We start from the raw sequence: 24,657 nt of genomic DNA on the forward strand, positions 1-24,657 counted from the left end.
GGTGCCGCGGCGCGCTCCCCAATACAGGATCAAGCCCATGTTCGGCGGCCTTGCCAAGACCCTCTTCGGTTCGTCCAACGACCGCTACGTCAAGTCGCTCAACCCGACCCTCGAGAAGATCGCGTCGTTCGAGCCGACGCTGCAGGCGATGGACGACGACACGCTCGCGCAGCAGACCGTCCGTTTCCGCGAGCGGCTGGCGAACGGCGAGACGCTCGACCAGCTGCTGCCCGAGGCCTTCGCCACGGTGCGCGAGGCGGCCAAGCGCGTGCTCGGCCAGCGCCATTATGACGTGCAGATGGTCGGCGGCATCGTGCTCCACCGCGGAGAGATCGCCGAGATGCGCACCGGCGAGGGCAAGACGCTGGTGGCGACGCTCGCGACTTATCTCAACGCGCTGCCGGGCGACGGCGTCCACGTCATCACCGTCAACGATTATCTCGCCAGCCGCGACGCCGACTGGATGGGTCGCGTCTACCGCTTCCTCGGGCTCACCACCGGCGTGATCGTGCCCAACCTCACCGACGAGGAGCGCCGCGCCGCCTATGCGGCGGACATCACCTACGGCACGAACAACGAGTTCGGCTTCGACTATCTGCGCGACAACATGAAGTATGAGCGCCAGCAGATGGTGCAGCGCGCCTTCGCGATGGCGATCGTCGACGAGGTCGACTCGGTGCTGATCGACGAGGCACGCACGCCGCTGATCATCTCGGGACCGACCGACGACAAGTCCGAGCTGTACATCAGCGTCGACGCGATCGTGAAGCAGCTTGTCCCGGACGATTACGAGAAGGACGAGAAGCAGAAGACGATCGTGCTGACCGAGGATGGCACCGAGCGCGCCGAGCGCATGCTCGAGGCCGCCGGGCTGCTCCAGGGCGCCAACCTCTATGATTTCGAGAACACCCAGGTGGTCCACCACCTCAACCAGGCGCTGCGCGCCAACGTCATGTTCAAGCGCGACACCGATTACATCGTCAAGGACGGCAAGGTCGTCATCATCGACGAGTTCACCGGGCGCATGATGGACGGGCGGCGTTGGTCGGACGGCCTGCACCAGGCGGTCGAGGCCAAGGAGGGCGTGCAGATCGAGCCCGAGAACCAGACCATGGCCTCGATCACCTTCCAGAACTATTTCCGCATGTACCCCAAGCTGGCGGGTATGACCGGCACCGCCGCGACCGAGGCGGCCGAGTTCTACGACATCTACAAGATGAACGTCGTCACCATCCCGACCAACCGCCCGGTCAACCGGGTCGACGAGGAAGACGAGTTCTACAAGGACACGCAGGACAAATTCCGCGCGATCGCAAAGAAGATCCGCGAGCATGCCGAGACGGGTCAGCCGGTGCTGGTCGGCACGGTCTCGATCGAGAAGTCCGAGCTGCTGAGCGAGTTCCTGCGGCAGGAGGGGGTCGACCATTCGGTCCTCAACGCGCGCTACCATGAGCGCGAGGCGCATATCGTGGCGCAGGCGGGGCGGCTCGGCGCGGTGACGATCGCGACCAACATGGCGGGCCGGGGCACCGACATCCAGCTCGGCGGCAACCTCGAGATGCGCGTCGAGGACGAGCTGGCGGGCATGCCCGAGGGCCCCGAGCGCGACGCGGCGATCGATCAGATCCGCGGCGAGATCGCGGCGGAGAAGCAGAAGGTGCTCGAGGCGGGCGGGCTGTTCGTGCTCGCCACCGAGCGGCACGAGAGCCGCCGCATCGACAACCAGCTGCGCGGCCGCTCGGGGCGTCAGGGCGATCCCGGCCTGAGCCGCTTCTATCTGTCGCTGGATGACGACCTGCTCCGCATCTTCGGGCCGGACACGCTGTTCGCCAAGATGATGCGCAGCAACATCGCCGACGGCGAGGCGATCGGTAGCAAGTGGCTGACGAAGGCGATCGAGACCGCGCAGAAGAAGGTCGAGGCGCGCAACTACGACATCCGCAAACAGGTCGTCGAATATGACGACGTGATGAACGACCAGCGTAAGGTGATCTACGAACAGCGCGCCGATATCATGGATGCCGAGACCGTCGGCGAGGTCGTCAGCGACATGCGCGCCGAGACGGTCAACGCCATCGTCGGCGAGGCCTGCCCGCCCAACTCCTATCCCGAGCAGTGGAACGTGGAGGGGATGAAGGAGCGGCTCGCCGACATCCTCAACCTCGAGCTGCCGATCGACGAGTGGCTCAAGGAGGATGCGATCGACCCCGAGGTCGTCACCGAGCGCGTCCAGGCCGAGGCGGACGCCGCGGTGGCGAGCAAGTCGGCCGACCTAGAGTCCGAGACCTGGACCCAGGTCGAGAAGTCGATCCTGTTGCAGAATCTCGACCATCACTGGAAGGAGCACCTCGCGACGCTCGACGCGCTGCGCCAGGTGGTTCACCTGCGCGCCTACGCCCAGAAGACGCCGCTCAACGAGTATAAGCAGGAGGCGTTCAACCTCTTCCAGCGCATGCTCGACGCAATCCGCGAGGACGTGACGAAGACGATCGCGCATGCGCAGTTCCGCATGCAGGAGCCGCCGCCGCTGCCGGAGCTGCCCGACTTCATCACCACCCACTTCGATCCGTTCACCGGCGAGGACAATTCGAACGACATCGACGCCGGCACGCTCGGGCTGGTGACGACGCAGCTCCCGCCTTTGCAGATCCCGCAGCCGACCGCCGCCGATCTGGGCGAGGATCCGACGAGCTGGGAAGGGCAGGTCAGCCGCAACGCGCCGTGCCCGTGCGGCTCGGGCCGCAAGTACAAGCACTGCCACGGCGCGGCGTGAGCTGATCGGGCTCCCGCCCCGGCGGGAGCGCGAGAACGTGTTCACAGGTGTGATCAAAACGCTGTTTTCGCGTGACCGGGGCCTGCCGCGTAACCAGCCGAACATCGTCATACCGGCTCTGAGTCGGGATCCATCGTTCGGCGAGTGAACGCATTCGGCCCTCGCGGCAGCATGAGTCGAGGTTCAAGCCCGGGATGACGAGCGGGTTGCCCGATGGTCGGCCGGCGCTTTCTCCGCTGGCAGGTCGTCCCGCTGTTGAACATGTAAAACATTCTGCCTCGACAGCGTCACGCGTGCACCGTATCGACGGTGGCATCACGTCGCAGCGAAGGTGACTCATGCCCCAGGCCAGCAAGGTACTCGACCGTGTCCTCGTGCTCGAGATGGTGCGGGTCACCGAGGCGGCGGCGATCGCCGCCTCGACGCTGACCGGCCGCGGCGACGAGAAGGCGGCCGATGCCGCCGCGGTGGAGGCGATGCGCGCCGCGCTCAACGAGCTCGACATGGACGGCACCGTCGTGATCGGCGAGGGCGAGCGCGACGAGGCGCCCATGCTCTACATCGGCGAGAAGGTCGGCACCGGCAATGGCCCGGCGATCGACATCGCGCTCGATCCGCTCGAGGGCACCACCATCTGCGCCAAGTCGGGGCCGAACAGCCTGGCGGTGCTCGCCATCGCCGAGGCGGGCGGGCTGCTCAATGCGCCCGACGTCTATATGGACAAGCTCGCCGTCGGCCCCGGCCTGCCCGCCGGCGTGATCGACCTCGACCGTACGCCCAGCCAGAACATCGAGGCGATCGCCGCGGCCAAGGGCGTGCGGGCGCAGGACATCGTCGCCTGCGTGCTCGACCGCCCGCGGCACGAGGCGCTGATCGCCGAGCTGCGCGCGCTCGGCTGCGGCGTGGTGCTGATCGGTGACGGCGACGTCGCGGGGGTGATCGCGACCAGCGACCCGGACACGACGATCGACGTCTACATGGGGTCGGGCGGCGCGCCCGAGGGTGTGCTCGCCTGCGCTGCGCTGCGCTGCGTCGGCGGCCAGTTCAAGGGCCGGCTGCTGTTCCGCAACGACGACGAGCGCGCGCGGGCGCGCCAATGGGGGATCGAGGATCTCGACCGGCAGTATGACCTTAAGGAGCTCGCCAAGGGCGATTGTATCTTCGCGGCGACCGGCGTGACCGACGGCTCGCTGCTGGAAGGCGTCAAGCGCCGCCGCGACAAGATGACGACCGAGAGCGTGGTGATGCGCGCCTCCTCGGGCACGGTACGCTGGGTCAAGGGCGAGCACCGTATCGAGCGTTGACGCGATGGCGGCGGCGCTCTGGCTGGCGGCGGCGCTGGCGAGCCTGGCGCTGTTTCTGCGCGGTGGCACGCGCCACTACCGCTGGTTCTATCGTCCTGGCGGGGATGCGCGGCGTCGTCGATTCCTGCTGCGCGCGCTGCGCCCGACGCTCCACTTCGCGCTGCTGACGCTGGTGGCGCTGGTGGCGCTGCGGCGCCTCGATACGTTGGCGACGCTGCCGGCCGAGTTCGCTGCCGCTCGGGTGGCAGCGATCGATCTGGCGGGCGGGACCATGCCGCTCAGCCTGCTCGCTTGGTCGACGCTCGGCGGGCTCGTCGTGGGCGGGGTGATCGCCGGTCTGGTCGAGCGCTGGCGCGGGCGACCGGTGACGCTGGGCGACGTCGAGTCGGTGCTGCCGACCACGCGGGGCGAGCTGGCGTGGGGCGTGCTGCTGTCGATCACCGCGGGGGCGACCGAGGAGCTGTTCTTCCGACTGCTGCTGCCGCTGCTGCTGGTGCTTTGCGGCATACCGGGCGTCGCCGCCTTCGCGCTGGCGTGCGTCCTCTTCGGGGCGGCGCATCGTTATCAAGGGGCTGCAGGGATGGTCGCGACCGCGCTGGTAGGGGCAGTGCTGACGCTCGCCTATCTGCTGAGCGGCTCGCTCGCCGCGGCGGTGCTGCTCCACGTCGCGATCGATCTCAACGCGTTGGTGGTGCGACCCGTGCTGTCGGGACGGGTGCGGTGAGGGGGCGTGTTCCTGCGAACGCAGGAGCACAACGAACCCGCCCCCGCTCAGCTCTTCAGCCGCCAGCCGGTGTGGAAGATCGTCACCACCGCCGCCAGGCAGAGCGCGCCGAACCCCGCCGTGACCGCCACGCAGGCGAGCACGTCGACGTCGCTGATGCCGAAGAAGGTCCAGCGGAAGCCGTTGATCAGATAGGCAATTGGGTTGAACAGGCTGACCGTTCGCCACGGCTCGGGCAGCACCGACAGCGAGTAGAAGGCGCCGCCCAGGAAGGTCAGGGGAGTGATCACCAGAAGCGGAATGATCTGGAGCTGCTCGAAGCCGTTGGCCCAGATTCCGAGGCAGAAGCCGAACAAGGAGAAGCTCGCCGCCACCAGGAACAGATAGAGGAGCATCAGCAGCGGATGCGCGACGTGCAGGTCGACGAACAGGTGCGCGGTCGCGAAGATGACGAGGCCGATCACCATCGACTTGGTGGCCGCCGCCCCGACATAGCCGATCACCGTCTCCACCGCAGACAAGGGCGCTGAGAGCAACTCGTAGATCGTGCCGGTGAACTTGGGCATGTAGATGCCGAGGCTGGCATTGAAGACGCTCTCCGAGAAGATCGTCAGCAGCATGAGACCAGGCACGATGAAGGCGCCATAGGGCACGTCGCCGATGTTCCTCATCTGCGACCCGATCGCCGAGCCGAAGACGATGAAGTACAAGGTGGTGGTGATCACCGGCGTGGCGAGGCTGGTCCAGATCGTGCGCCCGAACCGCGCCATCTCGAAGCGGTAGATCGCCCAGATACCATGCAGGTTCATGCGCGCTGCCCCACCAGGTCGACGAAGATATCCTCCAGGCTCGACTTGCGCGTCTCCAGATCCTTGAAGGCGATGTGCTGCTCCGCGACCGCGGCGAGCAACTCCGGAATGCCGGTGCTCTCCGCCTTGGCGTCGAAGACGTAGCGCAGCGTGTGTCCCTCGTCCTCCAGCGTCGGCGACCAGCGCGCCAGCGCGGCAGGCACCGAGTCGAGCGGCTCGACCAGGGTGAGGTCCATCTGGCGCTTGCCGAGCTTGGCCATCAGCGCGTCCTTGTCCTCGACCAGCAGCAGCTCGCCGCGGGAGATCACGCCGACACGGTCCGCCATCTCCTCGGCCTCCTCGATGTAATGGGTGGTGAGGATGATGGTCGCGCCCTGCGCACGCAGGCGGTGGACCAGCTTCCACATGTCGCGCCGCAGCGCCACGTCGACGCCGGCGGTGGGCTCGTCCAGGAACAGGATCTCGGGCTCGTGCGCCAGCGCCTTGGCAATCAGCACGCGGCGCTTCATCCCGCCCGACAGGTCCTTGATCTTGGCGTGACGCTTCTCCCACAGCGAGAGATCGCGCAGCACCTGCTCGATATAGTCGGAGTGGCCCGAGCGGCCGAACAAGCGGCGCGAGAAGGTGACGGTGGCGAGCACGCTCTCGAACTGGTCGGTGGCGAGCTCCTGCGGCACCAGTCCGATCGCCCGGCGCGCCGCCTTATAGTCGCGCACCACGTCGTGGCCGGCGACGGTGACGCTGCCGGACGAAGGCGTGACGATGCCGCAGATGATGCTGATCAGCGTGGTCTTGCCCGCACCGTTGGGGCCGAGCAGCGCGACGATCTCGCCGCGGTTGACCTCGAGGTCGACGGTCTTCAGCGCGGTGGGACCGTCCTTGTAGGTCTTGGACACGCCGGCGACGGTCAGGATCGGTTCCGGCATGTCGTCTCCCTGCTTCTCGCGTCAGTTAGGGAGCGGGGTAGGGGGCGGCAAGCGCGGAAACGCGGCGGCTCGGAATTGCGGCGTGTGGGGGAGGGCGAAGAATATGGTTCTCAGCCGCGTTCGTTGCCTATCGTCCGTCTCCCATGAACGTCATCCCCGCGCAGGCGGGGATCCATACACGCTGACGGTGCGCCTCTATCGACAGGTCCGCGCGTCTGTATCTCCACCTTCGCGGGGATGACGGTGGTGGGCGTTGGCGGGTGCGAGGTTCGATGAGGACGACCAGATCGGCCGTGACGCTTCGAAGGGAATCTACGACACCCGCGCCTTGACGATCGCCTCCTTCAGGCGCTCGATCGGCAGCGCGCCCGACAGCAGTTCGTCGCCCACCACCCAGCTCGGCGTGCCGGTGATGCCTAGCTTCTGCGCCAGCTCCAAATTGGCGCGGATCGTCGCGTCGGCGTCGGCGGGGAGCTTGGCGAGATCGACCCCGGTCGCCTTTGCCGCCGTCGCGATCGTCGCCTCGCTCACAGGCCCGGCGGCGTAGAGCGCGTCGTGAAACGGCTTGAAGCGCCCCTGCGCCGCCGCCGCCAACGCCGCGCGCGCCGCCAGCCGACTGCTGTCGGCGAGCACGGGCAGCTCCTTGAACACCACGCGCAGATTCTTGTCCTCGGCGACGAGCTGCTCGACCGTGGCCAGGCTGGCGCGGCAGAAGCCGCAATTATAGTCGTAATATTCGACCAGCGTGACGTCGCCCTTGGGATTGCCGATCCAGGCGCCGGCGTAGGGCTCCTCGATCGCGCCGCGCGACGCCGCGATCGCGCGCGACGCGTCCTTCGCCTGCAGACGCTCGATCGCCTGTGGGATGATCTCGGGGTTGGCGAGAACATAGTCGCGCACGACGCGCTCGATGCGGACGCGGTCGCCGTCGGCGAGCGGGGCAGGAGCGACGCGGTTGGCGAGCCACATCCCGCCCGCGCCGAAGAGTGCGCCCAGCACCACCATGCCGAGCAGCCACAACCTGTTCACCGTCGCTTCTTCCTGTTCTTGTCGAGCCCGTTCTGCGACGTCATGGCGATGTCCTGCGCGCGGATCCAGTCGGGCGTGTTCTTGGGCAGCCCGGCGAGCGCGTAGCGCGCGCGGTCGGCGGCGGTGCGCTCGTCACCCAACATGCTGGCGCGCTCGGCACTGGCGAGCGCGGCGCGGGGCTCGTCGCCGGTCAGCTCGTAGACGGTGCCGAGCTGGAACCAGGCGAAGGGGTTCTCGTCGTCTCGCCCCACCGCTGTCTTGAGGATGCGCTTGGCCTCATCGTAGTTCTTCGGGTCCTCGGTCGCGATCAGCGCGTGGCCGTAGGTGGTCGCGATCAGCGGGTCCGAGCGCGAGCCCTCGGTGGCGCGGCGCAGCGGCGCGATCGCCAGCTTGGGCTTGCCCGCCTCGAGCAGGATCTGCCCCATGATCTCCTGGAAGTACGGGTCGTTGGGCTCCTTGGCGACGAGCGCCTCGGCCTCGGCGTCGGCTTTGTCGGGGTAACCGGCGCGGTGATAGGCGTAGGCGCGCGCGTAATGCGCATAGACCGTCTGGTCGCTGTCGGGATATTTCTGAAGCGCCTGCGCGGGCGGCAGCAGATAACCGTCGAGCTTCGCACGGATGCGCTTGAAGCGCTCCTCCAACGCCGGATCGAGCGGCTTCTTCCAGGCCGGCGAGCCCTGCAGGTCGGCGGTCATCGTCTGGATGCGCGTGCCCGACAGCGGGTGCGACTGCATGAACGGATCGATGTTCTTGGTGCCGTAGCGGAATTCCTGCTGCTGGAGCTTCTTGAAGAATTCCAGCATGCCGCGCCCGGTGATCCCGGCAGTGTTGAGATAGCGCACCGCCGAGGCATCCGCGGTCGATTCCTGTACGCGGCTGAAGGCGAGATACTTGCCCATCGCCGCCTGCTGCCCGGCGGAGAGAATGCCCGCGCCCGCTTCGCCCCCGCCTGCCGCCATCGCGGCGAGGCCGAGCACCATCGATAGCAGGTAGATCCCCATCGCGGGGCGCTGGCCCTCGCTGCTGGTGATGACATGGCCATCGGCGATATGGCCGAGCTCGTGCGCGATCACGCCTTGTACCTGGTTGGCGGTGTCGGCGGCCTGGATCAACCCTGAATGGACGTAGACCGTCTGACCGCCGACGACGAAGGCGTTGATCGAATCGTCGTTGATCAGCGCGATCTGCACGTCGCGCGGGCGCAGCCCGGCGGCGGTGACGAGCGGCGCCGACATGTCGCGCAGCAGCGCCTCGGTCTCGGCGTCGCGGAGGATCGACTGAGCGTGCGCTGGCTGAGCGAGGAGGAGGACCGCCGTCGCCGCGGCGGCGACGAGGCGCTGCCAGCGGGAGGCGGGCGAGGGGCGCGCGTTCATAGGCGTTGTAAGGCGTCCACTTCCCCCGCCAAGCCGGGCTTGCGCCGGTATCCATCGCGCCGCGCGCGCTTCGCTCCCTTGTACCTTCAGGAGAGATGGATCGCGGCTTAGGGCCGGAATGACGGTCAGTAGGAGAGCCTCGGCCCGGCCCCATTGTGCGCGGACGCGAGCGCCGGCGGGCGGCCCGTGTCGTCCGCGGCCCTGGATTGCTGCGTTCGCAGGAACACGGCGGCGCCGGTTAGGAGAGATCACGGCGCCGCTCTCCTCACGATCGTCCGGGAGTTTCGGCGCGGCGGGGGGCATCGACGAGGGCATGCGCCGAGCGTTCTGCCGCGGTTCCACTGAACCGCGGCTGAAGCCCGGCGCACGACGTCAGGCGCCGAAGGTACGCTGCCACCAGCCGCGGCGTGGCGTCGCCTCGCCGTCGGCGGGCGCGGCTTCCGCCTCGGCGTCGGCCTCTGCGGTCGCCCCCGGCTCCGGCTCGGCCGCGGCCGGCGCCTCGGCGACCGGCGCGACATCGGCCTTCTTACGGCGCGTGCGCTTCGGCTTGGCCGGTGCCTCGACCTCGAGCTCGACCGCCTCCGGCTCGTCCCGCTCGGGGGCCGGCAGGCCGTCATTGACCGGGCCGGCGTCGGCCGCCTCGGCGATCGGCTCGACCGCCTTCTTGCGGCGCGTGCGCTTGGGCTTGGCAGGTGCCTCATCCGCGGCCGGTGCGGGAGCTGGCGTCTCCGCCTCGGGCTCCTCGGCCTCGACCTCGGGTTCGGTCACCGCCGCGGTCGCGGCGCGCGCGCGCGGGCGACGGCGGGTCTTGGGGACCGGCGCGGGCTCGGGCTCGGGAGCGGCGACGGCGTCGGGCTCCGCCTCGGCCTCAGGCTCCTCCGCCGGCTCGGCTGGCGCCTCGGTCGACGCGGTGGCCTCCTCGACCCGGTCGCCGTCGCGGCGGCGGTTGCGACGGCCGCGGCGACGGCGGCGACCGCCCTCGCGCTCACCCGCCTCGGCCGGCGCTTCGGCATCGGCCTTTACGGCCTCCTCGTCCACGACCGGATCAGCGGCGTCGACGAGCTCCTCCTCGTCCTCGCCCTCGGCATCGACGGCCTCGACGTCACCCTCGCTCTCGCCCTCCGGGCGGGTGCGACCGCGACGGCCACGGCGGCGCCGGCGGCGGCGGTTGCCGCGCCCGCCTTCATCGTCGCCCTGGTCGGCGCGCGCGCGCGGCTCGGCGGCGGTCTCCTCGACCTCCTCGTCCTCGAACTCCTCCTCGACCTCGTCCTCGATTAGGTCGTCCTCGACCTCGACGATCGGGCGGTCGAACTTGGGCGCGTGCGCAGGCGGCGGGCCATTGGCTTCGACCGACATGCGCGCGCCTTCCTGCTCCTCGTCGGGAATGATCTCGACCTGGACGCCGTAGCGATCCTCGATTTCCGCAATGTCGCCGCGCTTGCGGTTGAGCACGTAGAAGGCCGCTTCCTGGCTGCACCGCAGCGTCAGCAGCGAGCCGCGCCCACGCGCCGCCTCGTCCTCGATCAGCCGCAGCGCCGAGATGCCCGACGACGAGGCGGTACGAACGAAGCCGGTGCCTTCGCAATGCGGACAGGGGCGGGTGGACGCCTCGAGCACGCCGGTGCGCAACCGCTGGCGGCTCATCTCCATCAGCCCGAAGCTGGAGATGCGGCCGACCTGGATGCGCGCGCGATCGTTCTTGAGCGCCTCCTTCATCGCCTTCTCGACTTTCCGGACATTGGAGCCGTTGTCCATGTCGATGAAGTCGATGACGACGAGGCCCGCCATGTCGCGCAGCCGCAGCTGGCGCGCGATCTCATGCGCCGCCTCGAGGTTGGTCGCGGTGGCGGTCTGCTCGATATTGTGCTCGCGCGTCGAGCGGCCCGAGTTGATGTCGATCGAGACCAAGGCTTCGGTCGGGTTGATGACGAGGTAGCCGCCCGACTTCAGCTGCACCACCGGGTGGTACATCGCGGCGAGCTGCTCCTCCACGCCGGCGCGCTGGAAGAGCGGCACCGGGTCGCTGTAATGCTTCACCTTCTTGGCGTGGCTCGGCATCAGGAGCCGCATGAACTCCTTGGCCTGACGATAGCCGTCGCTGCCCTCGACGATGACCTCGTCGATGTCCTTGTTGTAGATGTCGCGGATCGCGCGCTTCATCAGGTCGCTGTCGCCATAGATCAGCGCGGGCGCGCTGCTCGACAACGTCTTCTCGCGGATCTCGTCCCACAGTCGCGCGAGATAGTCGAAGTCGCGCTTGATCTCGGTCTTGGTGCGCTGCAGCCCGGCGGTGCGGACGATGCAGCCCATCGAGGACGGCAGCGCGAGCTCGGCCATGATCGACTTGAGCCGCTTGCGATCGCCCGCGTTGGAGATCTTGCGGCTGATCCCGCCGCCGTGCGACGTGTTCGGCATCAGCACGCAATAGCGCCCGGCGAGGCTGAGATAGCTGGTCAGCGCGGCGCCTTTGTTGCCGCGCTCCTCCTTGACGACCTGCACCAGCAGCACCTGGCGGCGGCGGATCACGTCCTGGATCTTGTAGCGACGGCGCAGCGACATGCGGCGCTGGCGCAGCGCCTCGACCTGGTCGTCGTTGGCGCCGGCGCGGCCGCGACGACGACGCGGCTGGCGCGGCTCGGCGCCGTCCTCGACCTCGCCGGTCTCCTCCGCCGCGTCGTCCTCGTCCGCCTCGTCATGGTCGTGCTCGTCGGCGTCGAGCTCATCCTCGTCGCCATCGAACTCGGCGTCCTCGAACGCGTCCTGCTCGGCGCGCAGCGCGGCCTCCTCGGCCGCGTGTTCAGCCTCCTCGCGCAGCAGCGCGTCGCGATCCTCCTTCGGGATCTGATAGTAATCCGGGTGGATCTCGCTGAAGGCGAGGAAGCCGTGGCGATTGCCGCCGTAATCGACGAACGCCGCCTGGAGCGACGGCTCGACGCGCGTCACCTTGGCAAGATAGATGTTCCCCTTGAGCTGCTTGCGCTCGGCGCTCTCGAAATCGAACTCTTCGATCCGGTTACCCTTGACGACGGCGACCCGGGTTTCCTCCCGGTGGCGTGCGTCGATCAGCATACGCATGGTCATTGAACGGTCTCCACGCGCCGCCTCGCCCGTGCAGGGCGGCGGCGCGACGATAGGGCGCTGCCGGCCGCCCGAGAGGGCCGGCCGCGCGGATGGTGATGGGTGCTGCTGTCGCGTGCCGCGCCGCCCCGCGCGAGATGCTGGCGGGGCGACCCGCGACCGCGCGTCCGCCGGCAGAGGCCGGGCGGGGCAGCGGTCGGGCGGGGTGCGGCATTGCGAGCGTCAACCTGATGACCCGGGGCCGGCGTCGCGCCGGGCGGGCAGTGGTGCCGGAGCTGCGTCGCGCGTGGATCGCGCAACATTCCGGTCATGATCTCGGTAGCATCGCCGAACCGCCGCATCAACCGGCACGATTCACGTTGCTATTTCCTCACGCCGCGCAGTCCGTTAACCACGGAGTGAGGTTCGGGGCGATAGGGACCGGGGATGATACCGCGAACGTACCGCAGGGGAAGACTGGCAACGCGCGTCGGCGCGACGCTGGCGCTCGCCGCTGTGGCGATGCTCGCGCCGGTCGCCGCCGCGTCGCCGCGCGACGCCGACACGGACGCGCCGTCGCTCGACTTCCTACCGTGGAAGTCGCGCGCCGATCGCGACGCGCACCGTGACGGCTACAAGGTCACGGTGCCGGTCCCGCCGCCCGCGCGCGGCCTGCGCCTGCCCAAGGTGGCCGGTGCCGAGGAGCGTCCGTTAGTGGTGATCGACGCCGGCCACGGCGGCAACGATCCGGGCGCGATCAACCCGCAGGCGGCGCTGCGCGAGAAGGACGTGACGCTCAAGATCGCCAAGGCGATCCGCGACGCGCTGGTCGAGGGTGGCCGCGCACGCGTTGCACTGACCCGCGACGACGATCGCTACATCCCGTTGCGCGAGCGCTTCGGGATCGCGCGGCGGCTGCGCGCCGACCTTTTCATCTCGGTCCACTGCGACAGCGTCGGCGCCGGCCTGCCGACCGGAGCGACCGCCTACACGCTCTCCGACGTCGCCTCCGACCGGGAGGCGGCGCTGCTGGCGGCGCGCGAGAACAAGTCGGACGTGATCGCGGGCGTTCGGCTGGGGCGCGACGCCGACGTCACCTCGATCCTGATCGATCTCACCCAGCGCGAGACGATGAACGCCTCGGCGGGCTTCGCGCGGCTGCTCGGGCGCGAGGCCAAGCCGCTGATGCCGGTGAAGACGAACTTCCATCGCACCGCGTCGCTGATGGTGCTCAAAGCACCCGACATGCCATCGGTGCTGTTCGAGACGGGCTATATCTCGACCCCGGCCGACGCCGCCTTTTTGGGCAGCAAGGAAGGGCGCGAGAAGATCGCCGAGACGGTGCGCCGCGCGGTCGAGGTATATTTCGCGCGTCGCCTGGCGGTGCGCTGACCCCGACTGACGCGCGCGGCTTCCCCCGCGCCGCGAACCTGCTAAACGCCGTGCGCGATGGCTTCCGATCCCCTCGATGTACGCGAAGAGGCGGCCCCGCGTGGCGGCCGTTGGCGCGGGCTGTGGCAGCGCCGGCTGGTGCGCTGGGCGACCTATCTTCTCGCGCTGCTGGCCGTCGCCTTCGGCGTCTTCTGGCTGGTGTTCGCGCGTGACCTGCCCTCGGTCGAGAAGCTCAAGGCCTATGAGCCGCCGCTGCCGACCAACGTGCGCGGTGCCGACGGCGCGCCGGTCTATTCCTACGCGCGCGAGCGCCGCGTCGAGCTGGCCTATAACGAATATCCGCCGCTGCTGGTGAAGGCGTTTCTTGCCGCCGAGGACCGCACCTTCTTCGAGCATCACGGCGTTGACTTTCCGGGTCTGGCCGGCGCGGTGTTCGACTATGCGCGCAAGTTCGGCAGCGGGCAGCGCGCCAAGGGCGGCTCCACCATCACCCAGCAAGTCGCGAAGAACCTGCTGATCGGCAACGCTTACTCGCCCACGCGCAAGATCCGAGAGGCGCTGCTGGCGTATAAGATCGAGGAGACGCTGACCAAGCAGCAGATCATCGAGCTGTACCTCAACCAGATCTTCCTCGGCCGCAACGCCTACGGCGTCGAGGCGGCGGCGCACGCCTATTTCGACAAGGAACTCGGCGAGCTGACGCTGGGGCAGATGGCTTATCTCGCGATCCTGCCCAAGGGCCCTTCCAACTACGATCCGTTGCGCGACACCGAGCGCGCGCTGACGCGGCGAAATTACGTGCTGCGCGAGATGGTGCGCAACGGCTTCGTCACGCAGGAGCAGGCGCGCGTCGCCGCGGCCGAGCCGATCGGCGCGATCACGCGGCGTACGCCCAAGTTCGAGCGCGTCGGCGGCTATTTTGTCGAGGAGGTACGGCGCGAGCTGATCGACAAGTTCGGCGAGAGCGCGCAGGACGGCCCGCACAGCGTCTACGCCGGCGGCCTATGGGTGCGCACCTCGCTCGACAAGCGTATCCAGGGCTTCGCCGCCGAGGCGCTGCGCAACGGCTTGCTGCGCTTTGACAGCGGGCGCGGCTGGTCGGGGCCGCTGCGCCACGTCGATGTCGACGGCGACAAATGGTACGGCGCGCTGCTCAACACCAATATTTCGCTCGACTATAGCGACTGGCGCGCGGCGATCGCGATCGCGCGCGACGGTGACGCGTGGCGGATCGGCTTCGCCGACGGCACCACCGGCGAGCTGCCGCGCGACGCCGCGCAGATGCCGGTGCGCAACGTCGGCGGCGCGGCGTTCACCGCGATCGAGCCCGGCGACATCATCGCGGTGGCGCCGGCGGGGCGCCGGTTCGCGCTGCGCTCGGTGCCGAAGATCTCGGGCGGCTTCGTCGTTCAGGAGCCGATGACGGGGCGGATCCTGGCGATGCAGGGCGGTTTCGACGCCAGCGTCCAATCATTCAATCGCGCCACCCAAGCGATGCGCCAGCCCGGCTCGACGATCAAACCGATCGTCTATTCCGCCGCGCTGGAGAACGGCATGACGCCGGCCTCGATCATCGTCGACGGGCCGTTCTGCGTCTACCAGGGCGCCGCGCTGGGCAACAAATGCTTCCGCAACTTCGGCAATTCGCGCGGGGCGGGGCCGCACACGATGCGCTGGGGCATCGAGCAGTCGCGCAACCTGATGACGGTGCGCACCGCCGCGCAGACCGGCATGGGCAAGGTCACCAAGCTGATCAAGGCGATGCAGATCGGCGACTATGCGCCCTATCTCAGTTACGCGCTGGGCGCGGGCGAGACCACCGTCGAGAAGATGGTCAACGCTTATGGCGTGCTCGCCAACTGGGGGCGCTGGCATGACCCGACGCTGATCGACTTCGTCCAGGACCGTCGCGGCCAGGTGATCTGGCCCGAGAACTGGCGCGCCTGCGACGGCTGCAACATGCCCGACTGGAACGGCCGCGCCATGCCGCGCCTGCCGACCCGCGGCCATCAGGTGCTCGACGCGATGAGCGCGTATCAGATGGTGCACATCACCGAGGGCGTGATTCAGCGCGGTACCGCCACCGCGCTGCGCGATCTGGGTCGCCCGATGTTCGGCAAGACCGGCACCAACAATGGCCCCACCGACGTGTGGTTCATCGGCGGCACGCCACAGATGATCGCCGGCCTGTACCTCGGCTTCGACACGCCGCGCAGCCTCGGCGGCTACGCGCAGGGCGGCACGGTCGCGGTGCCGGTGTTCAAGGAATGGGCGCAGAAGGCCTATGAGGGTCTGCCCGTGCTGCCGTTCCGCGCGCCCGCTGGCATGCGCATGGTGCGGATCGACCGCGCCTCGGGCCGGCCGGTGTACGGCACCTTCCCGACCGGTGACGATCCCAAGCCGGCGGTGATCTGGGAGGCGTTCAAGCCGCAGAGCGAGGCGCGCCGCGCCCGCCGCGCCGGACCGATCGCCGCCCCGAGTGCGGCGCCCAGCGCCGGGACGACCGGCGCGCCCGCGAGCGACAGCGACTTCTTGCAGAGGCAGGGGGGCATCTACTAAGTCGTCGGGCTGAACATTCTTTCGTCATCCCAGCGTCGGCCGGGATCTCCGGCCACGATGCGATCCCCGTGCCGAGCGAGATTCCGGCGCCTGCTGGATGATGTGACCGCTGGAGATACCCTATGCGCGCCGAAGCGCAGGCTCATGTCGACACCATCAACGCGGCGCTGGCGCTGCTGCGCCAGTCGCTCGACTGGGACCGCGCGCTGCGCCGGCTCGACGAGCTCAACGCACGCGTCGAGGACCAGTCGCTCTGGAACAATCCCAAGGAAGCACAGGCCGTGATGCGCGAGCGCCGCCGCCTCGACGAGGCGATCGGCGCGACCCGCGCGATCGAGCGCGAGCTGGCGGACACGGTCGAGCTGATCGAGATGGCCGATGCCGAGGGCGATGCCGAGATGGCGGACGAGGGCACCGACGCGCTCGCCCAGCTCGCCGGGCGTGCCCAGGCCGACAAGGTCAAGGCGCTGCTGGCGGGCGAGGCCGACGCCAACGACACCTATCTCGAGATCAACGCCGGCGCGGGCGGCACCGAGAGCCAGGACTGGGCCGAAATGCTCCAGCGCATGTACACGCGCTGGGCCGAGCGCCACGGCTACAAGGTGGAGCTGGTCGACTATCACGCCGGCGAGCAGGCCGGGATCAAGTCGGCGACGCTGCTGGTGAAGGGCGAGAACGCCTACGGCTATGCCAAGGTGGAATCGGGCGTTCACCGGCTGGTGCGGATCAGTCCGTACGATAGCGCGGCGCGCCGCCACACGAGCTTCTCGAGCGTGTGGGTCTACCCGGTGATCGACGACAATATCGAGGTCGAGATCAACGAAGGCGATCTGCGCATCGACACCTATCGTGCGTCGGGTGCCGGCGGGCAGCACATCAACACCACCGACTCCGCGGTGCGCATCACGCACTTGCCGACGGGGATCGTGGTGCAGTGCCAGAACCAGCGCTCGCAGCACAAGAACAAGGCCGAGGCGTACAACCAGCTGCGCGCGCGTCTCTATGAGCGCGAGCTTGCCGAGCGCGAGGCGATCAGCAACGCCGAGAACGCCACCAAGACCGACATCGGCTGGGGCCACCAGATCCGCTCCTATGTGCTCCAGCCATACCAGCTGGTGAAGGACCTGCGCACCGGCGCGACCTCGACCTCGCCGGGTGACGTGCTCGACGGCGACCTCGACACCTTCATGGCCGCGGCGCTGTCACAGCGTGTGACCGGCGAGAAGGTCGCGGTGGAGGATGTCGACTAAGTGACGCGCGCGCTCGCCCGCTCGGCGCTGCTCGCCGCGATGCTGCTGCTGGCGGCGTGCGATGGGACGCAGCCGTTGATCAAGCACGAGTCCAAGCAGCCGGGGCCGTTCCCGGAGGCAGATCGGCCGGTGGCGACGATCGTGTCGGCACGCTGGTCGACCGAGGAAGCGCGCGACCGGCTCAACGAGGCCAGCCGCGTCATGGACCTCGCCGAGATCCGCAAGGGCATGTCGGTCGCCGACCTTGGCGCGGGCGAGGGCTATTACACCACACGCCTGGCGAGTCGGGTCGGCGCCGAGGGGCGCGTGCTGGCAGAGGACATCGTGCCCGCGGTGCGCGACGCGCTGGCGGAGCGCGTGACGCGCGAGCGGCTTGAGAATGTCAGCGTCCGGCTCGGCATGCCCGCCGACCCGCGGCTGCCCGAGAACAGCTTCGACCGTATCCTGATGGTCCACATGTACCACGAGATCGAGCAGCCGTACGAGTTCCTGTGGCGGATGCGATCCTCGCTGCGGCGCGGCGGGCTGGTGGTGGTGGTCGACGCCAACCGCCCGACGCGCGACCACGGCACGCCGCCGGCGCTGCTCAAGTGTGAGTTCGCTGCGGTCGGCTATGCCCAGGTAGACTTCCACGAGATGCGCTCCGCAGGCGGCTATTTCACGACCTTCCGCGCGGCGGGGCCGCGGCCCGACCCGGCTGCGATCCGCGCCTGTCGCATCAACGACGAGGCGAAGGCGGGATAGGGGCGTGGTTTGCCTTGCGCCGTTGTTTCCCGGCGGAGGCCGGAGCCCGGCTGGGCGCCGCTGGTAAATGCCACAATGGCCTTCCCACCGGGGCCCCGGCCTTCGCCGGGGAACATGAAGTATGCGGCGCGTCGTCGGCCCGGTCCGGGATGACGCCCGCCCGCGCATCCGCTAACACCCCCGGCATGGCGCATCCCGAACAGCCCTATCTTGACCTGATGGCGCAGGTGCTCGAGCGCGGCGACGAGCGGCTCGACCGCACCGGGGTCGGCACGCGCTCGCTCTTCGGCGCGATGCTGCGGTTCGACCTCGCCGACGGCGTCGCACCGATCCTCACCACCAAGCGCGTCTTTTGGAAGACCGCGGTGAAGGAGATGCTGTGGTTTCTCACCGGCGGCACCAACATCCAGCCTTTGCTGCGCGACAATGTTCGGATCTGGACCGACTGGCCGCTCGACGCCTACCGCCGTGCCACCGGCAAGCCGATCGCGCAGGAGGAGTTCGAGCGCCGCATCGTCGCCGACGACGATTTTGCCGCGCGCTGGGGTGAGCTCGGCCCGGTCTACGGCAAGCAGTGGCGGCGCTGGCTGGGAGCGGACGGCCGCGAGTACGACCAGATCGCCGAGCTCGTCCGTGCCTTGCGCGAGAACCCGACGAGCCGCCGCATGCTGTTCCACGCCTGGAACGTGCCTGAGCTGGGGGCGATGGCGCTACCGCCTTGTCACATGGTCTACCAATATCACGTCGCCTCGGGCGGCCGGCTCAACTGCTTGCTGTACCAGCGCTCGGTCGACCTGCTGCTCGGTGCGCCGTTCAATTTCGTCGGCGCCGCCGCGTTGCAGCTGATGCTGGCGCAGCAGGCGGATCTCACGCCGGGCGAGCTGGTCTGGGTCGGCGGCGACGTGCATCTCTACCTCAACCACCTCGAGCAGGCGGAGGAACAGCTACGTCGCACGCCGCGCGCGGTGCCGCGGATGCGCCTCACGCGGCGACCCGACACGATCGACGGCTATGCCATCGGCGACTTCACGGTGGAAGATTATGACCCGCACGGCGCGATCAAGGCGGACGTCGCGGTGTGATCATGGGTGTGCCCGGGCGTCCGTCCGGGAGCCGAGAGCAAGTCAGTGGTGATCAATGGAAGCGCGGTGTGCCCGGCGGGAGTGTGTTCGTTCCTGAGGCGAGATCGCCCGGAGTGAACGTCCTGCCGAGCGCTCGCGTCGCCGCTCAATCGTCGGCGCCGAGCAGGTCGCGCGCCGCCGCCTGGAGCAGCTCCTCGACGGTGGGATGATACCAGGCCTGATCGGCGAAGGTCGCCACCTCCGTGCCGCGGTCGATCGCCAGCGCGACGAGATGGCCGAGATGCTCGCCACCTGGAGCCGCGATCGCCGCGCCGATCAGCCGACCGTCGGCGTCGCCGTACAGCCGAACCAGCCCCTGGTCCTCGCCGTCGACGGTCGCTCGGCCATTATCACTGACCTTGGCGGTGCCGATTTGCGCATTCTCCGGCAACGAGTCGAAGTCGCGCCCCACGGACACCAGATTGGGCTCGGTGAAGGCGATCGCGAATGCGGGCAGCCGGCGCGGCGGCTCGCCGCCGGCCGCGACGTCGCCCGCGATCCGGCCCCCGCGCGCGGCCTCGTGGAGCACCGGTCGCCACGCACCCGCGTCGCCGGCGACGAAGATCGCACTGTCGCCACAGCGATGCGAGCGCGAATCAAAGTCGGGCGAACCGTGCTCGTCGAGCACGAGCCCGGTGGTCTCCAGCGCCAGCTCGGCGAGGGTCGGCGGGCGCCCGCTCGCGGCCAGGATCAGGTCGACAATGGCCTCGCCGCCCTCCCATGCCAGTCGCGCGCGACCGTCGTCGGTGGCGGATACATCGGCCTTGACGCCGAGCGCGAGCGTCATCTCACGCCCGAGCGCCGCGACGGCGGCCCGGTTGACCTCGGGATCCTTGAGCCCGCCGACGCTCTGTCCTTCGTCGAGCACCGTGACGTCGACACCGAGCCGCGCGAATGCCTGGCCCAGTTCGAGCCCGAGCGGCCCGGCGCCGATCACCGCGAGCGCGCGCGGCAACGTGTCGAGATCGAAGATCGTCTCGTGCGTGCGAACGAGGTGACGCACCGATTCGAGCAGCTCGGGCACGATCGGGTGGCCGCCGGTCGCGATCACGATGCCGCGTCGCGCGGTCACGCGGATGTCGCCGACCATGACCGCGTCCGCCGCGCAGAAGCGCGCGACACCGTGGATCACGCGGTCGGCGGGGATGGCGTGATAGTCGTCGAGCACCGCCTGGACGAAGCGGTCGCGCTCGGCGCGTACTCGCCGCCACACGCGCGTCGCCTCGACCGTCACCGCGCCGGTATCGACGCCGAATGCCGCCGCACCGCGCGCCTGGTGCGCGGCGCGGCCCGCGGCAATTAGCAGCTTGGACGGCATGCAACCGACCCGCGTGCAGGTCGAGCCGCCGGCACCACGCTCGACGATCAGCGTGTCAGCGCCACGCGCGGTGGCGGCCTTATACGCCTTCAGTCCGGCGGTCCCGGCACCCAGGATCAGTACGTCGCAGTCACGCGAGCCCATCGGTCATTCCCCATCCGTCGGTTCGGCGTGGAACGAGACCCTCACGCTGCCGATCGAACGTGCCGGCGCTCGCTAACGTTGCACATAGGTTAGGATATTCGTGCCAGCGCCTGGCGGCTCAGGGGATAAGCCGCTCGGCACGCAGCCGCTCGAACAGCGCGAAGAAGGCGTCGTCGGTGGGCCGATAGCCGGTGAAGCCGAGCCGGCGGCTCTTGCTCATGTCGGTGACGACCTCGATCGGGCGGCCGAGATCGGCGTCCGTGTGCCAGGGCGAGGCGAGCCGCGCCAGCTCGGGCTCAGCCAGACCCTCGCGCAGAGCGAGCTCGCGCCAGACCGGCGCATCCTCTGCCATCTGCTGCTCGAGCGGGCGGACAATACCATCGAACGACGCCGCCGCCACGCCGAACCACCCGGCGATCCGGTCCCACATCCACTGCCAGCGAAAGACGTCGCCGTTGACGACGTTGAAAGCCTCGTCATGCGCCGCGTCGGTTTCCGCCGCCCACAGCAGGTGCTCCGCGAGCAGGCCGGCGTCGGTCATGTCGGTCAGCCCGGACCATTGCGCCGCCGAGCCAGGGAAGGTGAACGCGCGCGCACGTTCGCGGCACAAGGTCGCGTAGACCGCCAGCGTGGTCCCCATGTTCATCGCGTTGCCGACCGCCTTGCCGATCACCGTATGCGGGCGGTGGACGCTCCAGCTGAAACCGTCGCGCGCCGCCGCGGCGAACAGCTCGTCCTCCTGCGCATAGTAGAAGTTCTCGACGTCGAGCCGACCCTGCTCCTCGCGGAACGGCGTCTGCGGCAGCGTGCCTTTGCCATAAGCCTCGAACGGCCCGAGATAATGCTTCAAGCCGGTGACCAGCGCGACGTGGCGCGGCGTGGTCGGCGCGGGAAGCGCGTCGAGCAGGTGGCGCACCATTGCCGAGTTGACGCGGATGTTCTCCGCCTCGCTGTCTCGGCGCAGCCAGGTGGTAATGAACACCGCGTCGGGCGCGAGCGCACCGATCGCCTCGCGCGTCGCGGCGGCGTCGCGCAGGTCGGCCGCGACCGGGACCACGCCCGGCAGGTCGACCGCGCGGCGTGCGAGCCCGTGCACCGTCCAGCCCTGCTCCACCAGCAGCGCCGCGGTCGCGCCGCCGACAATCCCGCTCGCGCCTACCACCAATGCCGTCTTCGCCATGTCAGATCCTTTCGCTTGTCGAGCGTTGCCAGGGAGCTAGGCAGCCGGGCCGGCAGCTTCTAGACGGCACCCGAACGTGCCCTAGGCACCAGGAGGTGACCATGGATGCCGGCAGCCCCGACGACTCGTGGCGCGAGGATTGCGCGCCGCGCCGCGTGCTCGAGCTGTTCGCGACGAAATGGACCAGCATGGTGCTGCACACGCTTCACGCGCGCCACGGCGGCGCGGCGCGCACCGGCGTGCTCCAGCGCAGCCTGCCCGGCATCTCGAAGAAGATGCTGACCCAGACGCTGCGCGAGATGGAGGCGAGCGGGCTGATCACGCGCCACGTCGAAACGGTGGTGCCGCCCGCGGTGCAATATCGCCTGACGCCGCTGGGAGGGCGCTTCGTCGTGCCGGTCGAGCTGCTCTACGCCTGGGGCCGCGACAATGCCGACGCGCTCGACAAGCTGGTGCCGCGGCCTGGCTCGCGCCGGCGGTGACGCGGAGGGCCTCTACCTCCATTTCGGCATCCGTTCCCCCCGCTCAGAAGTCCGGGCACTCCCACGAACCCAAGGCGTTAGGGCGCGGTACCCTTCCGGAGATGCCGCATGCCCAACGTCGCCGAACTACTCGTCGACACGCTCGCCCAGGTCGGCGTGCGCCACGTGTTCGGGATCGTCGGTGACGCGCTCAACCCCTTCACCCACGCGATCGAGCAGGACGGTCGTCTCGAATGGATCGGCGTCCGCCACGAGGAAGGCGCCGCGCTCGCGGCGGCGGGGCAGGCGAAGCTGACCGGCCAGCTCGCGGTGTGCTGCGGCACCACGGGGCCGGGCGGCAACCATCTCGTCGCCGGGCTGTACGAGGCGCGCAAGGACCATGCCCCGGTGCTCACCATCACCGGCGGCGTGCCCGGCGCGCACCGCGGCACCGATTATCTCCAGGAAGATTCGCCCGACCTGCTGTTCCGCGACGTGGCGGCCTACACCCAGACGGTCGCGGCGGCGGAGCAGGCGCCCGCGGTATTCCACCAGGCGATCGCCGAGGCGTACGGCGCGCGCGGCGTCGCGCACCTCAACATCCCGCCCGACGTGTTCGCGGCGAGCGCGCCCGGCGCGGTGCCAAGCCTCGCCACCCTGCGCCCGCTGCCCGAGGTGGCGCCCGCCGCGCCCGACGTCGCCGCCGCGGCCGCGCTGATCGCGGAGGCGAAGAGCGTCGCGATCTTCTGCGGTGCGGGCTGCCGCGGCGCCGCCTAGGAACTGCGCCAGCTCGCCCAACGGCTCCAGGCGCCGTTGCTCCACACCTATCGGGGCAAGGAGATCATGGCCTATGACGAGCCTTATTGGATCGGCGGCGTCGGGCTGATCGGCGGCACCGCGGGCACCGACGCGGTGCAGCAGGCCGAGCTGCTGGTGATGCTCGGCACCGACTACCCGTACGTCGACTTTCTGCCCAAGCACGGCAACGTCATCCAGGTCGACGAGCGCGCGCTGGCGATCGGGCGGCGCGCGCCGGTCAAGCTCGGCGTCGTTGGCTCGGTGCGGCCGACGATCAGGGCGCTGCTCGAGCGGTTACCGCAGCGCACCGACACTGCCTTCCTCGACCGCGCGCAGGAGCGCCGCGCCGCCTGGGACCGGATGCTCGACGAGCGCGCCGATCCCGCGCGCGCGGGCGACAAAATACATCCGCAGGCGGTGGCACGCGCGGTGAGCGACCGCGCCGCGACCGACGCGATCCTCGTCACCGACACCGGCGAGGTGACGCTCTGGGCGGCCAACTGGCTGCGCCAGACCGGGCGGCAACGGATCACCGGCTCGTTCAACAACGCCGCGGTCGGCACCGGCATGGGGATCGCCAACGGCGCGCAGCTGCTCGATCGCCAGCGGCAGGTGATCCTCCACGTCGGCGACGGCGGGCTGACCATGCTGCTGGGCGAGTTCATGACCGCGGTCGAGCACGAGCTGGCGGTGAAGGTGGTGGTGTACGACAATTCGGGCTGGGGACTGGTCCACCTCGAGATGGAGGGGGCGGGGCTGCCCGCGGCCAAGGGCACCGGCTTCCCCAACCTCGACTTCGCCGCCTTCGCGCGCGCGTGCGGCGCACAGGGCTTCACCGCCCGCGACGCCGACGCGCTGGACGCCACCGTGGCCGAGTTCCTCGCGGTGCCGGGGCCGGCGATCCTGCACGCTCTGGTCGACCCGGCCGAGGTGCCGGCAATGCCGCACGTCGACGCCAAGCAGGCGCTCCGCTTCGGCATCGCCAAGGTGCGGGAGCTGATCGGGCGGTGAGGGGGAGCGATCTGAACGGCGTCATCGTGAACTTGCTTCGGTATCCACCGTCCGGCAGGCGCCGCCAACGATGCACTAGCGGCACCGTGGATGCTTGAACGAGTTCAGGATGACGCCGGTTTGGAGGTCGTAGCCTCGCCGGGTCACTTCGGTGAAGTCGACGGCCACTGGCCCCGCCTGCCACGGCCCGCTACCACCCAGGGCATGATCACCTTCGTTCTCGCGCGCGCCGCCAACGGCGTCATCGGCGTCGACGGGCGGCTGCCGTGGCATCTGCCCGCTGACCTGAAGCGGTTCAAGGCGCTCACCACGGGGCAGGCGATGGTGATGGGACGCAAGACGTTCGAGAGCTTTCCCGCGCCGCTGCCCGGCCGCCGCCATGTCGTGCTCACGCGCGACCCGGCGTGGCACGCCGCGGGCGCCGAGGTGGCGCACACGCCCGACGACGCCCTCGCGCTCGCCCGCGCCGGCGACTCCGACGCGCGCGTAGCGGTGATCGGCGGCGCCGAAGTGTTCGCCCTGCTGCTCGACCGCGCCGATCGGATCGAGCTCACCGAGGTCCATGCCGCGCCCGCGGGCGACGCGATCGTCCCCGCCTTCACCAGCTGGCGCGAGCTGGCGCGCGAGTCGCACCCGGCCGATTGCGACCGCCCCGCCTACGACTTCGTCACGCTAGCACGGTGA

19 protein-coding genes are annotated in these 24,657 nt (G+C 69.4%); 12 read left to right on the top strand and 7 right to left on the bottom strand.

Annotation, left to right across the window (positions count from 1 at the left end):
• The first annotated feature begins 37 nt into the window (after window positions 1–37).
• From secA to QBJ89_RS00210, 3 genes are all read left to right on the top strand, one after another.
• Window positions 38–2,773 carry a preprotein translocase subunit SecA gene (gene secA, locus QBJ89_RS00200; RefSeq protein ID WP_277978535.1) on the top strand — a complete coding sequence of 912 codons (2,736 nt, stop codon included), beginning with the start codon at window positions 38–40 and terminating at the stop codon, window positions 2,771–2,773.
• Between the two features lie 338 nt (window positions 2,774–3,111).
• On the top strand, window positions 3,112–4,077 hold the full coding sequence (gene glpX / locus QBJ89_RS00205) for a class II fructose-bisphosphatase (RefSeq protein ID WP_277978536.1): 966 nt from the start codon (window positions 3,112–3,114) through the stop codon (window positions 4,075–4,077).
• 4 nt (window positions 4,078–4,081) lie between these two features.
• On the top strand, window positions 4,082–4,801 hold the full coding sequence (locus QBJ89_RS00210; protein ID WP_277978537.1) for a CPBP family intramembrane glutamic endopeptidase: 720 nt from the start codon (window positions 4,082–4,084) through the stop codon (window positions 4,799–4,801).
• A 47-nt stretch (window positions 4,802–4,848) separates the two neighbouring features.
• Here the strand turns inward: QBJ89_RS00210 and QBJ89_RS00215 are convergent, their stop codons facing one another.
• From QBJ89_RS00215 to QBJ89_RS00235, 5 genes are all read right to left on the bottom strand, one after another.
• Window positions 4,849–5,610, bottom strand: a complete 762-nt coding sequence (locus tag QBJ89_RS00215; protein ID WP_277978538.1) for an ABC transporter permease — start codon at window positions 5,608–5,610, stop codon at window positions 4,849–4,851.
• Window positions 5,607–6,536 carry an ABC transporter ATP-binding protein gene (locus tag QBJ89_RS00220; protein ID WP_277978539.1) on the bottom strand — a complete coding sequence of 310 codons (930 nt, stop codon included), beginning with the start codon at window positions 6,534–6,536 and terminating at the stop codon, window positions 5,607–5,609. The genes QBJ89_RS00215 and QBJ89_RS00220 overlap by 4 nt, the downstream gene beginning before the upstream one ends.
• Window positions 6,537–6,848: 312 nt before the next feature.
• Window positions 6,849–7,565 (bottom strand): DsbA family protein, encoded by a 717-nt coding sequence (locus QBJ89_RS00225; protein ID WP_277978540.1) that lies wholly within the window; start codon window positions 7,563–7,565, stop codon window positions 6,849–6,851.
• Window positions 7,562–8,938 carry a M48 family metalloprotease gene (locus QBJ89_RS00230; protein ID WP_277978541.1) on the bottom strand — a complete coding sequence of 459 codons (1,377 nt, stop codon included), beginning with the start codon at window positions 8,936–8,938 and terminating at the stop codon, window positions 7,562–7,564. The genes QBJ89_RS00225 and QBJ89_RS00230 overlap by 4 nt, the downstream gene beginning before the upstream one ends.
• A 372-nt stretch (window positions 8,939–9,310) precedes the next feature.
• On the bottom strand, window positions 9,311–12,007 hold the full coding sequence (locus QBJ89_RS00235; protein WP_277978849.1) for an Rne/Rng family ribonuclease: 2,697 nt from the start codon (window positions 12,005–12,007) through the stop codon (window positions 9,311–9,313).
• Between the two features lie 435 nt (window positions 12,008–12,442).
• Here QBJ89_RS00235 and QBJ89_RS00240 point away from each other — a divergent pair, with 435 nt between their 5' ends.
• The 5 genes from QBJ89_RS00240 (at window position 12,443) to QBJ89_RS00260 (ending at window position 19,022) form a co-directional block, all read left to right on the top strand.
• Window positions 12,443–13,387 carry an N-acetylmuramoyl-L-alanine amidase family protein gene (locus QBJ89_RS00240; protein ID WP_277978542.1) on the top strand — a complete coding sequence of 315 codons (945 nt, stop codon included), beginning with the start codon at window positions 12,443–12,445 and terminating at the stop codon, window positions 13,385–13,387.
• Window positions 13,388–13,444: 57 nt separating this feature from the next.
• Window positions 13,445–15,946: a penicillin-binding protein 1A gene (locus tag QBJ89_RS00245; protein ID WP_277978543.1), complete on the top strand. Its 2,502-nt coding sequence runs from the start codon at window positions 13,445–13,447 to the stop codon at window positions 15,944–15,946.
• A gap of 122 nt (window positions 15,947–16,068) precedes the next feature.
• Entirely contained in the window at window positions 16,069–17,196 is a 1,128-nt protein-coding gene (gene prfB / locus QBJ89_RS00250; protein ID WP_277978544.1) for a peptide chain release factor 2, read from the top strand.
• Between the two features lie 39 nt (window positions 17,197–17,235).
• On the top strand, window positions 17,236–17,940 hold the full coding sequence (locus tag QBJ89_RS00255) for a class I SAM-dependent methyltransferase (protein ID WP_277978850.1): 705 nt from the start codon (window positions 17,236–17,238) through the stop codon (window positions 17,938–17,940).
• A 185-nt stretch (window positions 17,941–18,125) separates the two neighbouring features.
• The gene (locus tag QBJ89_RS00260; protein WP_277978545.1) at window positions 18,126–19,022 is read left to right on the top strand and encodes a thymidylate synthase; all 897 of its coding nucleotides are present in this window, start codon (window positions 18,126–18,128) and stop codon (window positions 19,020–19,022) included.
• A gap of 145 nt (window positions 19,023–19,167) precedes the next feature.
• Here QBJ89_RS00260 and QBJ89_RS00265 read toward each other — a convergent pair whose 3' ends face one another.
• Window positions 19,168–20,523, bottom strand: a complete 1,356-nt coding sequence (locus tag QBJ89_RS00265; RefSeq protein WP_277978546.1) for a dihydrolipoyl dehydrogenase — start codon at window positions 20,521–20,523, stop codon at window positions 19,168–19,170.
• A 118-nt stretch (window positions 20,524–20,641) separates the two neighbouring features.
• Complete coding sequence (locus QBJ89_RS00270; protein ID WP_277978547.1) at window positions 20,642–21,703, bottom strand: SDR family oxidoreductase; 1,062 nt, start codon at window positions 21,701–21,703, stop codon at window positions 20,642–20,644.
• A 101-nt stretch (window positions 21,704–21,804) separates the two neighbouring features.
• Here QBJ89_RS00270 and QBJ89_RS00275 point away from each other — a divergent pair, with 101 nt between their 5' ends.
• From QBJ89_RS00275 to QBJ89_RS00290, 4 genes are all read left to right on the top strand, one after another.
• Window positions 21,805–22,185: a winged helix-turn-helix transcriptional regulator gene (locus tag QBJ89_RS00275; protein ID WP_277978548.1), complete on the top strand. Its 381-nt coding sequence runs from the start codon at window positions 21,805–21,807 to the stop codon at window positions 22,183–22,185.
• Between the two features lie 108 nt (window positions 22,186–22,293).
• Window positions 22,294–22,941, top strand: a complete 648-nt coding sequence (locus QBJ89_RS00280; protein ID WP_277978549.1) for a thiamine pyrophosphate-binding protein — start codon at window positions 22,294–22,296, stop codon at window positions 22,939–22,941.
• 3 nt (window positions 22,942–22,944) lie between these two features.
• Window positions 22,945–23,973, top strand: a complete 1,029-nt coding sequence (locus QBJ89_RS00285) for a thiamine pyrophosphate-dependent enzyme (protein ID WP_277978851.1) — start codon at window positions 22,945–22,947, stop codon at window positions 23,971–23,973.
• 204 nt (window positions 23,974–24,177) lie between these two features.
• Entirely contained in the window at window positions 24,178–24,657 is a 480-nt protein-coding gene (locus QBJ89_RS00290; RefSeq protein WP_277978550.1) for a dihydrofolate reductase, read from the top strand.

Source organism: Sphingomonas phyllosphaerae (assembly GCF_029623345.1).
In the GTDB taxonomy this organism is placed as follows: domain Bacteria; phylum Pseudomonadota; class Alphaproteobacteria; order Sphingomonadales; family Sphingomonadaceae; genus Sphingomonas; species Sphingomonas phyllosphaerae_C.